General features: G+C 69.9%; 13 protein-coding genes. 4 read left to right on the forward strand and 9 right to left on the reverse strand.

The annotated features are described in order from the left end of the window. Positions 1-28: 28 nt before the first annotated feature. The gene (locus FQY79_RS13075) at positions 29-931 is read right to left on the reverse strand and encodes a crotonase/enoyl-CoA hydratase family protein (protein WP_146313354.1); all 903 of its coding nucleotides are present in this window, start codon (positions 929-931) and stop codon (positions 29-31) included. 188 nt (positions 932-1,119) lie between these two features. Beyond that, positions 1,120-2,787, reverse strand: a complete 1,668-nt coding sequence (locus tag FQY79_RS13080; RefSeq protein WP_146313355.1) for a long-chain fatty acid--CoA ligase — start codon at positions 2,785-2,787, stop codon at positions 1,120-1,122. A 143-nt stretch (positions 2,788-2,930) separates the two neighbouring features. On the opposite strand from FQY79_RS13080, the gene FQY79_RS13085 reads away from it, so the two are divergent. Then, complete coding sequence (locus FQY79_RS13085) at positions 2,931-3,404, forward strand: nuclear transport factor 2 family protein (protein ID WP_027072484.1); 474 nt, start codon at positions 2,931-2,933, stop codon at positions 3,402-3,404. Positions 3,405-3,446: 42 nt separating this feature from the next. Here FQY79_RS13085 and acnA read toward each other — a convergent pair whose 3' ends face one another. Continuing rightward, positions 3,447-6,194, reverse strand: coding sequence for an aconitate hydratase AcnA (gene acnA / locus FQY79_RS13090; RefSeq protein WP_146313356.1), 2,748 nt, complete (start codon positions 6,192-6,194; stop codon positions 3,447-3,449). A gap of 170 nt (positions 6,195-6,364) precedes the next feature. Between acnA and FQY79_RS13095 the strand changes: the two genes are divergently transcribed. The 3 genes from FQY79_RS13095 to acnB all read left to right on the forward strand — a co-directional run bounded on the left by FQY79_RS13095 (position 6,365) and on the right by acnB (position 9,634). Further along, positions 6,365-6,574 (forward strand): AbrB/MazE/SpoVT family DNA-binding domain-containing protein, encoded by a 210-nt coding sequence (locus FQY79_RS13095; RefSeq protein WP_146313357.1) that lies wholly within the window; start codon positions 6,365-6,367, stop codon positions 6,572-6,574. After that, complete coding sequence (locus FQY79_RS13100; RefSeq protein WP_146313358.1) at positions 6,571-6,969, forward strand: type II toxin-antitoxin system VapC family toxin; 399 nt, start codon at positions 6,571-6,573, stop codon at positions 6,967-6,969. Before FQY79_RS13095 ends, FQY79_RS13100 begins: the two co-directional genes overlap by 4 nt. A 70-nt stretch (positions 6,970-7,039) precedes the next feature. Further along, on the forward strand, positions 7,040-9,634 hold the full coding sequence (gene acnB / locus FQY79_RS13105) for a bifunctional aconitate hydratase 2/2-methylisocitrate dehydratase (RefSeq protein WP_146313359.1): 2,595 nt from the start codon (positions 7,040-7,042) through the stop codon (positions 9,632-9,634). Positions 9,635-9,701: 67 nt separating this feature from the next. On the opposite strand, the gene FQY79_RS13110 is transcribed toward acnB, so the two are convergent. The 6 genes from FQY79_RS13110 to FQY79_RS13135 form a co-directional block, all read right to left on the reverse strand. Further along, positions 9,702-11,171 carry an MFS transporter gene (locus FQY79_RS13110; protein WP_146313360.1) on the reverse strand — a complete coding sequence of 490 codons (1,470 nt, stop codon included), beginning with the start codon at positions 11,169-11,171 and terminating at the stop codon, positions 9,702-9,704. Next, a complete protein-coding gene (locus tag FQY79_RS13115) occupies positions 11,171-12,400 on the reverse strand; it encodes an amidohydrolase (protein ID WP_146313361.1) in 1,230 nt (409 codons plus the stop codon). Before FQY79_RS13115 ends, FQY79_RS13110 begins: the two co-directional genes overlap by 1 nt. Before the next feature lie 116 nt (positions 12,401-12,516). Continuing rightward, positions 12,517-13,119 (reverse strand): lysogenization protein HflD, encoded by a 603-nt coding sequence (locus FQY79_RS13120; RefSeq protein WP_146313362.1) that lies wholly within the window; start codon positions 13,117-13,119, stop codon positions 12,517-12,519. Continuing rightward, positions 13,116-14,237, reverse strand: a complete 1,122-nt coding sequence (mnmA, locus tag FQY79_RS13125; protein WP_146313363.1) for a tRNA 2-thiouridine(34) synthase MnmA — start codon at positions 14,235-14,237, stop codon at positions 13,116-13,118. The genes FQY79_RS13120 and mnmA overlap by 4 nt, the downstream gene beginning before the upstream one ends. Beyond that, entirely contained in the window at positions 14,234-14,698 is a 465-nt protein-coding gene (locus FQY79_RS13130; RefSeq protein ID WP_146313364.1) for an NUDIX hydrolase, read from the reverse strand. Before FQY79_RS13130 ends, mnmA begins: the two co-directional genes overlap by 4 nt. A 13-nt stretch (positions 14,699-14,711) precedes the next feature. Then, positions 14,712-15,191 (reverse strand): hypothetical protein, encoded by a 480-nt coding sequence (locus FQY79_RS13135; RefSeq protein ID WP_146313365.1) that lies wholly within the window; start codon positions 15,189-15,191, stop codon positions 14,712-14,714. Between the last annotated feature and the right edge of the window lie 11 nt (positions 15,192-15,202).

The following is a 15,202-nucleotide window of genomic DNA, read 5'->3' on the forward strand; positions in this document are numbered from 1 at the left end:
GGCCCTGCCTGGGCCCCGCGCCGGCGGATCAGCCGACCAGGCTGACCTGCTCGCCGCCGCCGTAGACGCTGGCGGCCCGCTTCTGCTGCGCCCGGACCAGGCGCTCCATGGCCCTGAGGCCGCGGTCGTTCAGGCGCATGGCCGCGTCCACCCACTGGGTAGTCACCGACAGCAGCTCCTCGAGGCTGACCGGCTTGCAGGCCTGGCGCACCGCGTTCATCGAGCGCAGCGCGTTGCCGATGCGCTTGTGCTTGCGGATCAGCTCGCGCGCGGCGTTGAGGCCCTCGCCACGGGGGACGACCATGTCGACAACGCCCATCTCCAGCAGTTCGCGCGCACCGTAGACCTTGGCGTCGAGCATCATCTGCTCCGCGCGCGCGGCCGGGACCCGGCGGGTGAGGAAGGTGTACGCGCCCATGCCCGGGAACAGGTCGAACAGCACCTCCGGGAAGCCCATGCCGGCGCCTTCCTCGATGATGATCGTATTGCAGCACAGCGCGGACTCGAAGCCGCCGCCGAGCGCGTCGCCCTGGACCACGGCGATGCTGTGCACGCGGTCCTCGTACAGGCAGGAGAAGTTGAACGCCACCTCGATGCAGAGCTTGGCGTATTCGAGCAGGCGTCCGCGGTTGCCGTTGCGGATCATCTGCGAGAACAGCGCCAGGTCGCCGCCGAGGTTGAACACGTCGGCGTCGGAGGCGAGCACCAGGTGGTGGATGCCGGCGTGCGGGTCGTTGTCGGCGGCCAGGGTCCTGCGGATGCCTTCCTGGCTGCGCTTGAGCTCGTTGAGCAGCCGCTCGGAGAAGCAGGGATGGTAGAGCTGGGGCGGGTTGGCGTGCATGAAGCACCAGTCGACCCCCCCGGCGTCGTCGCGCACGTGGCGCACCAGGGACGAATCGACACCAAAGGACGAGGACTGGAGGATGGACATGGACGGACTCCGGATGACGACTGGACAGGAATGGACGGAACCATGCCCCGCGTGGGCGGGGCGCGTTTCGACTATACACGCCGCTCAGGTGGCGTTTGGTCGGATGAAGAACGCTTGTCCGCGTCCCGGCCGGCGCCTGCAGGGCGGCGCGCTGGGCCGGGACGATCCAGTCCCCGGATCCGCCCGGCTCAATCCCCGCGCAACTCGCGCCGGAGGATCTTGCCTACGTTGGATTTGGGAAGTTCGTCACGGAATTCGATGATCTTGGGCTGCTTGTAGCCGGTCAGGTTGGCCCGCGCATGGGCCTTGACCTGCTCGGCGGTCAGCGCCGGGTCCTTCTTGACGATGACCAGCTTCACGACCTCGCCCGAGCGCTCGTCGGGGACCCCCACGGCCGCCACCTCCAGGACCTCGGGCATCATCGCGATGACGTCCTCGATCTCGTTGGGGTACACGTTGAAGCCGGACACCAGGATCATGTCCTTCTTCCGGTCGACGATGTAGAAGAAGCCGTTCTCGTCCATCTTCGCCATGTCGCCGGTATGCAGCCAGCCGTCGGCGTCGATCGCGGCGGCGGTGTCCTCGGGGCGGTTCCAGTAACCCTTCATCACCTGCGGGCCGCGGATGCACAGCTCGCCCACCTCGCCCACGGGCAGCATGTTGCCGTCCTCGTCCTTGATGCAGGCGTCGGTGGAGGGGATCGGCAGGCCGATCGAGCCGTTGTACTCGGCCAGGTCCATGGGGTTGATGCAGGCGGCCGGCGAGGTTTCGGTCAGGCCGTAGGCCTCGACCAGGGTCACCCCGGTGACCTTCTTCCAGCGTTCGGCGACCGCGCGCTGCACCGCCATGCCGCCGCCGAGGGTGAGGTGCAGCTTCGAGAAGTCGACCTGGTCGAAGCCCGGCGTGTTGAGCAGGCCGTTGAAGAGCGTGTTGACCCCGGTGATCGCGGTGAACGGCTCGCGCCTGAGCTCCTTGACGAATCCCGGCATGTCGCGCGGATTGGTGATGAGGATGTTCTTGGCCCCGAACTTGGTGAACACCAGCCCGTTCGCGGTCAGGGCGAAGATGTGGTACAGCGGCAGGGCGGTGATGATCACCTCCTCGCCGGGGCGGGCGTTGCCGCCGACCCAGGCCGAGGCCTGCTGCATGTTCGCCACCAGGTTGCGGTGGGTAAGCATCGCGCCCTTGGCCACCCCCGTGGTGCCCCCGGTGTACTGCAGGAAGGCGATGTCCTCGGGCCCGATCGAGACCTCGGGCAATTCGTGCCTGGCGCCCAGCGCCAGCGTGTCGCGGAAGCGCACCGCCGACGGGAGGTCGTAGTCGGGCACCATCTTCTTCACGTACCGCAGCACGAAGTTGACGATGGGGCCCTTGGGGAAACCCAACATGTCGCCCAGGCCGGTGGTGATCACGTGCTGCAGCGAGGTCTCGGGCAGCACCTCCTGGACGGTCCTGGCGAAGTTGTCCAGCACCAGGATCACGCTGGCGCCCGAGTCCACCATCTGGTGCTTGAGCTCGCGCGCGGTGTACATCGGGTTGACGTTGACCACCGTCAACCCGGCGCGCAGCACGCCGAACGTCGCGATCGGGTACTGCAGGCAGTTGGGCATCATGATCGCGACGCGATCGCCCTTCTTGAGCCTGAGCTCGCCCAGCAGGTAGGCCGCGAACCGGTTGCTGAGCGTCTCGACCTCCCCGTAGGTGATGCACTTGCCCATGTTCGAGAACGCGGGCCGGTCGCGGTAAAGGCGGATCGACTCGTCGAGCATCGCCGGGATGGAGGGGTATTGGTCGACGTCGATCTCCGCGGGAACCCCGGCGGGGTAGTGAGCAAGCCAGGGGCGTTCGATCGTCATTCCATCCCTCCGCGGAACCGGTGCATGTGTTGTCTGGGGATACTGTCTGGTATGGATTGGAGCATAGGCCTCGGGGGCTGGCAAGGCGCGAACGCGCGCGGTCCAGCGGGGCGCGGAAGGGCCGCTCGGCTACAGTAGCGGCCATGGAAACGGAGCGTTCCCGACCCGGTGGCGGACGGCGTGCGGCGGCATTGGCGGGGGCGTGCGCGCTGCTGCTGCTGGCCATGCTGGGCGGGTGTTCGCGGCCCGATCCGGAGGCCGCGCTGCGCGATGCCTTCGCCGAGCTGCAGGCCACGATCGAACGTCGTGATCCTGCTGCAATGCAACAGCACCTGGCCGACGACTTCATCGGCAACGACGGGCTGGACCGCGACGGCGCGCGCCGCCTGGCGGCGCTGCTGGTGCTGCGGCACCGTGACCTGGCGGTCGATACCGGACCGCTGCGGCTCGAACTCGGCGAGGGACACGCCGTGGTCCGCTTCACCGCACTGCTGCGCGGCGGATCCGGTGGGCTGCTTCCCGACGCCGCGCGCGTGTACCAGGTCGAGACCGGCTGGCGCCTGGAGCAGGGGCGGTGGCGGCTGGCGAGCGCCCGCTGGACGCCGGTCGTGGACTGAGCCCGCCGGCCATCGCGGCCGGCGGGCCGTGCAGGCGCGCGGCTAGGCGGCGGCCAGCTGCCGCAGCACGTAGTGCAGCAGCCCGCCGTGCCGGAAGTACTCCACCTCCTTCGGGGTGAGCAGCAGCACGTGGACCTCGAAGCGCACCTGGCTGCCGTCGACCTTGCGCGCGACCACCGTGGCCGTGCGCGCGTTGCCGTCCTCCAGGCCGGTGATCTCGTACACCTCGGTGCCGTCCAGGCCCAGGGTCTGGGCGTTCTCGCCGTCGTGGAACTGCAGCGGCAGCACGCCCATGCCGACCAGGTTGGAGCGGTGGATGCGCTCGAAGCTGGCGGCGATCACGGCCTTGACCCCGAGCAGGTTGGTGCCCTTCGCCGCCCAGTCGCGCGACGAGCCGGTCCCGTACTCGTGGCCGGCGATCACCACCAGCGGGGTGCCGTCGGCCTTGTACTTCATGGCCGCGTCGTAGATCGACATCTTCTCCGGTGGGTTGCTGCCGAAGTAGAGGGTGTTGCCACCTTCCTCGCCGCCGAAGAACAGGTTCTTGATCCGGATGTTGGCGAAGGTGCCGCGCACCATCACGTCGTCGTTGCCGCGCCGCGAGCCGTAGCTGTTGAAGTCCGGCGGTGCCACGCCCTTCGACTGCAGGAACCTGCCTGCGGGCGAATCGGGCTTGATCGCGCCGGCGGGCGAGATGTGGTCGGTGGTGATCGAATCGCCGAACAGGCCCAGCACGCGCGCGCCATGGATGTCGTCGATCCGGCCCACCTGCATCGTCATGCCCTCGAAGTAGGGCGGGTTCTTGATGTAGGTGGAGTCGGCGCTCCACTGGTAGAGCTCGCTGTCGGGGGCGTCCATCGAGTTCCAGCGGCTGTCGCCCTTGAACACGTCGGCGTAGTTCTGGCGGAACAGCTCCGGTCCCACGGTGGCGGCGATCAGGTCGCCGATCTCCTTGTTGCTCGGCCAGATGTCGCGCAGGTAGACGTCGTTGCCGTCCTTGTCCTTGCCCAGCGGTTCCCGGGTCAGGTCGATGTCCACCGTGCCGGCGATGGCGTAGGCCACGACCAGCGGCGGCGAGGCGAGGTAGTTCATCTTCACCTCGGGATGGATCCGGCCTTCGAAGTTGCGGTTGCCCGAAAGCACCGAGGCCACCGCCAGGTCGTTTTCGGCGATGCCCTTGGACACCGCCTCGGGCAGCGGGCCGGAATTGCCGATGCAGGTGGTGCAGCCGTAGCCGACCAGGTAGAAGCCCATCTTCTCCAGGTCGTCCATCAGCCCGGCCTTCGCCAGGTAGTCGGTCACCACCAGCGAGCCCGGCGCCAGCGAGGTCTTGACCCACGGCGCGGGCCTGAGGCCGCGCGCGGCGGCATTGCGCGCCAGCAGGCCGGCCCCGATCATCACCGCCGGATTGGAGGTGTTGGTGCAGGAGGTGATCGCTGCGATGACCACCGAGCCGTCCCGCAACTCGTGCTGGCAGTCGTCCAGGCAGATGGTGGACACCGGCTTGGCCGCCAGCCGCGGTGCCTGGGGCTGGCCGCCGCCCTCGCGCTCGAAGCGCACGACCTGCGGATCCGGGCCGCCGTTGCGGCGCGCGATGAGCGGGCCGAGGTTCTCGTGGAAGTTGGCCTTCATGTCCTCCAGCAGCACCCGGTCCTGGGGCCGTCGCGGGCCGGCCAGCGATGGCTTGACCGTGGCCATGTCGAGTTCGAGCACCGAGGAGTACCGCGCCTCGGGCTGGCCCGGCTCGTGCCACAGCCCCTGGGCCTTCGCGTAGGCCTCCACCAGCGCGATCTGTTCCTCGCTGCGGCCCGACAGGCGCAGGTAGCGGATCGCCTCGGCGTCGATCGGGAAGATGCCGCAGGTGGCGCCGTACTCGGGCGACATGTTGCCGATGGTGGCACGGTCGGCCAGCGGCAGGTGCTGCAGGCCGTCGCCGAAGAACTCGACGAACTTCCCGACCACGCCGTGCTGGCGCAGCATCTGGGTCACCGTGAGCACCAGGTCGGTGGCGGTGGCGCCCTCGGGCAGGCGGCCGGTGAGCTTGAAGCCGACCACCTGCGGGATCAGCATCGACGAGGGCTGGCCCAGCATCGCGGCCTCGGCCTCGATGCCGCCCACGCCCCAGCCCAGCACGCCGATACCGTTGATCATGGTGGTGTGGGAGTCGGTGCCGAACACGGTGTCCGGGAACGCCCACCGGGTGCCGTCGATCTCGCGCTCGAACACCACCCGCGCCAGATGCTCCAGGTTCACCTGGTGCACGATGCCGGTGTTGGGCGGCACCACCTTGAAGTTGCGGAAGGCGTTCTGCCCCCAGCGCAGGAAGCCGTAGCGCTCGCGGTTGCGCTCGAACTCGATCCGGCCGTTGAGGTCCAGTGCCTCCGGGCGGCCGAAGGCATCCACCTGCACCGAGTGGTCGATGACCAGTTCCGACGGGATCTGCGGGTTGATCTGCTCGGGCCGGCCGCCGAGCTTGACCACCGCGTCGCGCATCGCCGCCAGGTCGACCACGCAGGGCACGCCGGTGAAGTCCTGCAGGACCACGCGCGCGGGCATGAAGGCGATCTCGGTCTCCGGCTCGGCCGCCGGGTCCCAGTTCGCCACCGCCTCGATGTGCCGGGGCTGGACCGTCACGCCGTCCTCATGGCGCAGGAGGTTCTCCAGCAGGATCTTCATCGAGAACGGGAGCCGGGCGATGTCGAAGCGCTCGCCCAGCCTGGGCAGGCTGGCGTAGGTGTAGGTCTTGCCGTTGACCTCGAACGTGGCGCGGGTGGCGAAGGAATCGGCCATGGGGGGCTCCTCTGGCTGGCGGGCGTCAGGTCTGTCCCGAGTCTACGCCGCTTCGCGTCGCGGCCCGATTACGCGGCTGGCGGCGGGGTCGGCCCAAAGTATGCGGGCTGGAGTATGGATGACAAGGTATGTATCATGTTCCCATATCGTTTCATCCATGGAGCCAGGCGATGGAAGCCACCGTGGCCGAGCGGGGCCAGATCACCCTGCCCAAGGCCGTGCGCGACGCCCTGGGCCTGACCAAGGGCAGCGTGCTCAAGGTCGAACTCGACGGCAGCCGCATCGTGCTCAGCAAGCACGTCGACGACGCGATCTCGCGGGTGCGCGGCAAGTTCGCGCTCGACGCGGCCGCCGAGCCCGCCAGCAAGCCGCGCGGATGATCGCGGTCGAGGCCCCGGTCCTGGTCGAGCTGCTGGTCGACGGCCCGCGCGCGGATGCGGTCGAATCCAGCCTGCGCCAATGCCTGGGCGGCGGCCGGGTGGTGGTCTGCGACGTGGCCCTGGCGCAGGTCAGCGCGGCGCTGCGCAACGGTGCCGAAGCGCTGGCGGCGCTGGAGGAGATGGGCGTGCATTTCAGCGTGCTGGAGGCCAAGTCGGCCCTGCGCGCGGGGGAGATGCTGCGCCGCCACCGCCAGCGCGGGGACGGCCGCCGCCCACTCGCCGACTTCCTGGTGGGGGCGCACGCGATGTTGCAGTGCGACGGCCTGGTCACCTTCGATGCCGCCTTCCACCGTGACTACTTCAAGGGCCTGAAGCTGATCGTGCCGCGGGCCTGAGCCGCGCGCCCGGGCCGGGCCGCCGATCCATTCCTTCCCATCCTTTCCGTCCCATCCTCTGGAGAGCCCAATGCTCGAAGCCTACCGCCAACACGCCGCCGAGCGCGCCGCCCTCGGCATCCCGCCGCTGCCGCTGTCCGCGCAGCAGACCGCGGACCTGATCGAACTGCTCAAGAACCCGCCGGCGGGCGAGGCCGAATTCCTGCTCGAACTGCTGGTGCACCGGGTCCCGGCCGGCGTCGACGACGCCGCCAGGGTCAAGGCCTCGTACCTGGCCGCGATCGCCTTCGGCACCGAGGCGAACCCGCTGATCAGCCGCGCCCGCGCCACCGAGCTGCTCGGCACGATGCTTGGCGGCTACAACGTCTCGCCGCTGATCGACCTGCTCGACGACGCCGAGCTCGGTCCGATCGCCGCCGACGCGCTCAAGCACACCCTGCTGGTGTTCGACGCCTTCCACGACATCGAGGAGAAGGCCAAGGCCGGCAATGCCAACGCCAAGGCCGTGCTGCAGAGCTGGGCAGACGCGGAGTGGTTCACCAGCAAGCCGGAAGTGCCGCAGAGCCTGACCGTCACCGTGTTCAAGGTGCCGGGCGAGACCAACACCGACGACCTGTCGCCGGCCCCCGACGCCACCACCCGCCCGGACATCCCGATGCACGCGCTGGCGATGCTGAAGAACAGGCGCCTGGACGCGCCGTTCCAGCCCGAGGAGGACGGCAAGCGCGGCCCGATCGGCGAGATCCTCAAGCTCAAGGAGAAGGGCCACCAGGTCGCCTACGTGGGCGACGTGGTCGGCACCGGTTCCAGCCGCAAGTCCGCCACCAACTCGGTGCTGTGGTGGACCGGCGAGGACATCCCGTACATCCCCAACAAGCGCGCGGGCGGCGTGTGCCTGGGCGGCAAGATCGCCCCGATCTTCTACAACACCATGGAAGACGCCGGCGCCCTGCCGATCGAGCTCGACGTGTCGAAGATGGAGCACGGCGACGTGGTCGAACTGCGCCCGTACGAGGGCAAGGCGCTCAAGAACGGCGAGGTAATCGCGGAGTTCCAGGTCAAGAGCGAGGTGCTGTTCGACGAGGTGCGCGCCGGCGGCCGGATCCCGCTGATCATCGGCCGCGGCCTGACCGCCAAGGCGCGCGAGGCGCTGGGCCTCCCCGCCACCACGCTGTTCCGCCAGCCGGCGGCGCCGGCCGATAGCGGCAAGGGCTTCACCCTGGCACAGAAGATGGTCGGCCGTGCCTGCGGGCTGCCGGAGGGGCAGGGCGTGCGCCCGGGCACCTACTGCGAACCGCGGATGACCACGGTCGGTTCCCAGGACACCACCGGGCCGATGACCCGTGACGAACTCAAGGATCTGGCGTGCCTGGGCTTCTCCGCCGACCTGGTGATGCAGTCGTTCTGCCACACCGCGGCCTACCCCAAGCCGGTGGACGTCAAGACCCACCACACCCTGCCCGAGTTCATCTCCACCCGCGGCGGCGTCAGCCTGCGCCCGGGCGACGGGATCATCCACTCCTGGCTCAACCGCATGCTGCTGCCCGACACCGTCGGCACCGGCGGCGACAGCCACACCCGCTTCCCGATCGGCATCTCGTTCCCCGCCGGCTCGGGCCTGGTCGCCTTCGCCGCCGCCACCGGCGTGATGCCGCTGGACATGCCCGAATCGGTGCTGGTGCGATTCAAGGGCAAGCTGCAGCCCGGCGTGACCCTGCGCGACCTGGTGCACGCGATCCCGCTGTACGCCATCAGGCAGGGCCTGCTGACGGTCGCCAAGCAGGGCAAGAAGAACATCTTCTCCGGCCGCATCCTGGAGATCGAGGGCCTGCCCGACCTGAAGATCGAGCAGGCGTTCGAACTGGCCGACGCCTCGGCCGAGCGCTCGGCCGCCGCCTGCACCGTGCGCCTGGACAAGGCGCCGATCATCGAATACCTCAACAGCAACATCGTGCTGCTGAAGTGGATGATCGCCCAGGGCTACCAGGACGCGCGCACCCTGCAGCGCCGGATCGCGAAGATGGAGGAGTGGCTGGCCAACCCGCAGCTGCTCGAGCCCGACGCCGACGCCGAGTACGCCGCGGTGATCGAGATCGACCTGGACGAGATCGTCGAGCCGATCGTGTGCTGCCCGAACGACCCCGACGACGCCAAGACCCTGTCGGACGTGGCCGGGGCGAAGATCGACGAGGTGTTCATCGGCTCGTGCATGACCAACATCGGCCACTTCCGCGCCGCGGCCAGGCTGCTGGAAGGCCAGCGCGACATCCCCACGCGGCTGTGGGTGGCCCCGCCGACCAAGATGGACGCCGCCGAACTGACCAAGGAAGGCCACTACGGCACTTTCGGCACCGCCGGCGCGCGGCTGGAGATGCCGGGCTGCTCGCTGTGCATGGGCAACCAGGCCCAGGTGCGCGAGGGGGCCACGGTCATGTCCACCAGCACCCGCAACTTCCCCAACCGCCTGGGCCGCAACACCAACGTGTACCTGGGCTCGGCGGAGCTGGCGGCGATCTGCTCGCGCCTGGGCCGGATCCCGACCCGCGAGGAGTACCTGGCCGACATCGGCGTGGTCAACGAGCGCGGCGCCGAGATCTACCGCTACATGAACTTCGACCAGATCGAGGAATACCGCCAGGTGGCCGAGACGGTCACGGCGGCCTGATCCGGCCCGCCGCGGCATGCGCAGACGCCCGGCCTCGCGCCGGGCGTTTGCGTGTCCGCCGCCGGCGTCAGGCCTTCTTCTGCCTGGGGATGAAGATCGTGACCGACACCAGCGCCGCGATCGCCATCAGCGCGTTGAAGGCCAGGCCCACCATGCCGGCCTCGCGCACCGCCAGGTTGTCCTGGCGGCCGCTGAATTCGATCACCGTGCCGACGATCTCCAGGCCGGTGGTGGACAGCGCGGTGAAGATCGCCGCCGAGGCCGCGACGCCGAACGCGGCCCCGAGCGAGGACGCCATCTTGTAGATGCCCGAGCCCGCGCCGGCCTGGTCGCCGGGAAGGTTGGTCAGGGCCGCGTCCGTGGACGGCGTGGCGTAGAACGCCAGGCCAAGGCCGAACAGCGAGTAGGCCACGACCGCGAGGATCGCGTACTGCCACTGCAGCGTGTGCGTGGCCATCAGCAGCAGGATCGAGGCCAGCACGACCAGGCAGCCCCAGAGCATCGGCTTGCGCGGGCCGAAGCGCTGCAGCAGCTTCTCGCCCACGCGGATGAAGGCGATGATGAAGACCGCGTAGCCGATGGTGAGGTAGCCGGCCATCGCCGCCGACATGCCGGCCGCGCCCTGCAGCACCCACAACGACACCGTCAGTGCCCCGGCGGTGCCGTTGATCAGGAAATTGGAGATCGTCGCGCCGGTGAACACGCTGTTGCGGAACAGCTTGAAGTCCACCAGCGGGTAGGCGGCATGCGTCTCGGCGTTGACGAAGACGCCGAACGCGAGCAGGAACACCGCCAGCAGCGCCCAGGTCGCCAGGCTTGTCCAGCCGATCCTCGAGCCCTGGGTCACCACGATCAGCAGCGCGGCCAGGCCGACGGCCATCGACACGATCCCGGCCCAGTCGGTCTTGCCGGGCCGGCCGGCCAGCGGCGCGGACTCCGGGATCTGCCGCATCAGTGCGATCGAGGCCACCGACACCAGCGCGCAGATGATGAAGATCAAGCGCCAGCCGAGCACGGTCGAGGCCATGAACCCGCCGAAGATCGCGGTCAGTCCGGAACCGCCCCACGAGCCGATCGACCACATCGACACCGCCCGCTGGCGGTCCCTGCCGTCCCAGTAGACCTTCAGCAGGGCCATCGTGCAGGGCATGATCGCGCCCGCGGCCAGGCCCTGGAGGATGCGGCCGCCCAGGACCATGGGCGTGGCCAGGGCGCCCCCGACCGCCAGCGCGATCAGCAGTGAGCCGGCGATGTTGAGCACGTTGCCGAAGAACACCACCCTGACCCGGCCGAAGCGGTCGCCCAGCCCGCCCAGCACCACGATGAACATGCCCGAGAACAGCGCCGACAGCGAGATCGCGATGTTCATCGTCGGCATCGGCATGCCGAGGTCGTCGGCCATCAGCGGGCCGATGTTCATGGTGGTCTGGGCGAACAGCCAGAAGGTGACGACGGCCAGCACGATGCCCAGCAGGGCCGAGTCGTTGCCCTTGAAGCCGGTGTCGCTGGCGCCCGTGGTCGCGGCGGTGGTGTTCATCACTTGCCTCCAATGAGCCAGGGCGATGCGGCGACCACGATCGCTTCGGTGCCGCGGTCGAGCGTGGGCTGGATGTCGGGCGCGAAGAAGGGCGAATGGTTGCCCGGCGCGTTCTTCCAGTCCTTGAAGCCGCCCAGGCCCCAGTAGGTGTAAGGGCAGCCGAAGGCGTCGGGGATGACCGAGAAGTCCTCGGACGCCGGCACCGGCGCCATGTCCACCGAGTCCTCGCCGAAGTACGCATCGAAGGCCGCGCGCACCCGGGCCGTGGGCTCGTCGTGGTTGGAGGTCAGCGGATACTGGTCGTAATAGCGGAACTCCGGCGGCTTCGGGCAGCGCGCCGCTTCGCATTCGGCGCGGACGATGCGCTCGATCGCCTCGTGCAGGTGGGCCTCCACGGCCTTGTCGAAGGCGCGGGTGTTGAGCTGCAGCACGGCCGAGTCGGGGATGATGTTGGACTTGGTGCCGGCGTGGAAGCTGCCCACGGTGACCACCGCCGTTTCTTTCGGCGCGACCTCGCGGGCCACGATGGTCTGCAGCCGGGTCACGATCGCCGCCCCCAGCACGATCGGGTCCACGCCCAGGTTGGGCATCGAGCCGTGCGACCCCTTTCCGTACAGCGTGATCTCGATCGAGGCCGCGGCCGAGAACAGCGGTCCGCTGCGGATGCCGACGGCGCCGCCGGGGAGCGAGCCGAGCACGTGCTGGCCGAGGTAGACATCAGGCCTGGGTACCTTGTCGACGATCCCCGCCGCGACCATGGCCTTCGCCCCGGCCGCGTTTTCCTCGCCGGGCTGGAACACCGCGACGAAGGTGCCCGACCAGCTGTCGCGGTGCGCATGCAGCGCCTGGGTCGCGCCCAGCAGGCAGACGATGTGGAAGTCGTGCCCGCAGGTATGGGCGACCGGCGTCTCCTTGCCGGTGGCTTCGTCGACCTGGGTGACGCCTTCGGCGGCGTAGTCCACCCCCGAGCGCTCGGCCATCGGCAGGCCGTCGGTGTCGCCGCGCATCGCGACCACCGGCCCGCCGCCGTTGCGCAGGATGGCCACCACCCCGGTCCTGCCGATCCGCAGCACCTCCTCGATGCCCGACGCCCGCAGCTCCTGCTCGATGCGGTCGGCGGTCGCGTATTCCTGCAGCGACAGCTCGGGGTGGCGGTGGAAATGCCGGTACAGCGCTTCGCGCGCGTCCCGGGTGGAGTCGAGGTCGGAAAGGATGGTCCGGATCCGCATGGCTCGCTCCGTCTGGGCTGTGCGCGCAGACCAGCGCAGTCGCGTGCCCCGCGTCTGCAGGGCGGCCACGTCGATCGGGCGGGGCTTCGCCACCGCCCCTGGGGCGGTGGCCGGCTTCAGCCCAGCCAGCCCTCCACCGACTGCTGGAGCGCCCGCTTGCGCAGGAGGAAGTCCCATACGCTGCCGCCCAGCTGGCGCCACAGCACCGCCGAGCGCAGGGCCGCGAGCAGGATGGCGCGGATCTCCGCCACCACGCTGGCCTGCCCCAGGTAGTGGGGGTTGCCCTGCACCATCACCCGCGGACGCAGGTGGCTCACGGTCTCGGCGTACAGCGCGCCGAGCGCGGAGATCACCTCGGGGTGGCTGCTGCCCAGCTCGCTGGCCCTGGGGCCCAGTTCGAGGATGCCCTCGTGGACCCGGTCGGCGATCGGGCCGGCCGTGGCGAAGCGCCGCTCGAGCTGGGTCACCGACAGGGCCAGCTTCGGCAGCTGCGCGTCCTCGCCCTGGCCGGCCAGGTGCCCGCGCAGCAGCAGCAGGCCGTCGCGCAGGCGGTTCGCGCCGCCGTACACGCCCTCCACCGAATCGGCCTCGATCCGGAACACGCTGTCGAGCGCGGTGGCCAGCACGGCGGCGTCGGCCTGGCCGGTCTCGGCGATCCGGCGCACCTGCTTGAGCGCCTGGGCCAGGCCGGCGAGGGCCAGGGTACGGTCGTCGCTCATGCTGCGGCCTCGCGCAGGCGCCGCTCCAGCGGGGCGTCGGTGGCGGCGATCACGGCGCCGCCCAGGCACACATCGCCATCGTAGAGGACCACGGACTGGCCGGGGGTCACCGCGCGTTGCGGGCGGGCGAACACCACTTCGAGGGCGCCGCTGGATTCGTCGATGCTCACCTGGCAGGGTTCCTCCGGTTGCCGGTATCGGGTCTGGGCCATGCATTCGAAGCGGGCCGCGGGCGGGGCGCCGTCGATCCAGTGGGCCGGCTCGCTCCACAGCCGCGTGGACATGAGATAGGGGCTGTCGCTGCCCTGGTCAACCACGAGCACGTTGTGCGCCACGTCCTTGCCGACCACGTACCAGGGCGCCGCGTCGAAGCCGCGCACGCCGCCCAGCTGCAGGCCCTCGCGCTGGCCGAGGGTGAAGTAGAACACGCCCGGATGGCGGCCCAGCACGCGACCGTCCGGGGTCTGGATCTCGCCTTCGCGCGCGGGCAGGTACTGGGCCAGGAAGCTGCGGAAGTCGCGCTCGCCGATGAAGCAGATGCCGGTCGAATCCTTCTTGTCCGCGGTCGGCAGCCCGGTCTCGCGCGCGATCCGGCGCACCTCGGGCTTGGGCATGTCGCCCAGCGGGAACAGGGTGTGCGCCAGCTGCACCTGGCCCAGCTGGTGCAGGAAATAGCTCTGGTCCTTGCCGCGGTCGCGTCCGCGCAGCAGGCGCCACCGGCCGCGCTCCTGCGCGAGGCGGGCGTAGTGGCCGGTGGCGATGTGGCGCGCGCCCAGTTCGCGCGCGGCGTCGAGGAAGTAGCGGAACTTGATCTCGCGGTTGCACAGCACGTCCGGGTTGGGCGTGCGGCCGGCGGCGTATTCGGCCACGAAGTGCTCGAACACGCCGCTCCAGTATTCGGCGGAGAAGTCGCGGAAGTGGATCGGGATGCCGAGCCGGCCACAGACCGCGACCGCGTCCCGGCGGTCCTCTTCGGCCCGGCACTCGCCGCTGCCGTCGTCCGCCCAGTTCTGCATGAACAGGCCGGCGATCGGGTGCCCGGCGTCGCGCAGCAGCAGGGCGGCGACCGAGGAGTCGACGCCGCCGGACACGCCGACGATGACCTGCGCGGTGCTCATCCCAGCTGCGCGACCAGGTCCAGCGGGTGCCGGCGCCCGGCCAGGAAGTCGGCCACCACCCGCCACACCAGGGGGCTGCGGTGGCGGTCGGACGCCGCCCGCAGTTCGGCGGGGGTCATCCACAGGGCGCGCTCGATGCCCTCGTCCAGGGCACGCGCCGGGTCGTGCGCCACCGGCTCGGCGGCGAATGCGAAGCGCAGGTAGTGGGCCCCGGTCTCCGGGACCTTCCACTGGTAGGCGCCGACGAAAGCGGTCAGGCGCACGTCCCAGCCGGTCTCCTCGCGGGTCTCGCGCAGGGCCGCCTCGAGCAGCGACTCGTCCGGCTCCAGGTGCCCGGCCGGCTGGTTCAGCACCAGCCGGCCCTGGACCCGTTCCTCCACGCACAGCAGGCGGCCGGCGTCGACGACCACCGTGGCCACGGTGACGTCGGGTTGCCAGAACCTGCCTTCGCGGAAGCTCATCGGGCGCCGGTCCTCACAGGTCGTCGCGATCGCCGCTGAACTCGATTTCCTTGTCGTCCGCGATCTCGGCAGCGATGTCCATGGCCGCCTCGAGCTGGGCGGCGTCGATGCTGTCGGGCAGCTTGATGACGTAGTAGAGCACGTCGCCGGCGATCTCCCAGGCGCCGATCTTCTGCCGCCGGCTCTCCTCGAGCAGCTCCAGCGCCTTGTGCCCGGTGACGCCATCGCGGCCGATCCGGGCGGCCGGCGCGAACACCTCGCGGATCCGGAATCCGGCGATGCTCTCGGTGCGCCCCGACACGAACACCAGCTGGGTCCGGCCCTCGTCGGCGTAGTTGTAGGTGACCCTGTAGTCGCCGTCCTCGTCGACGACGTAGCGCACCCCGCGGGCGTCCAGGCGCGCGGCGACCGAGGGATCGGCCTGCGCCGGGGCGGCGGCCAGCCCGCCGAGCAGCAGGGCCGTGGAAAACGCAAGAACGTTGCGCAGCAGCATCGGAACAACCC

Source organism: Luteimonas wenzhouensis (assembly GCF_007859305.1).
GTDB classification, from domain to species: domain Bacteria; phylum Pseudomonadota; class Gammaproteobacteria; order Xanthomonadales; family Xanthomonadaceae; genus Luteimonas; species Luteimonas wenzhouensis.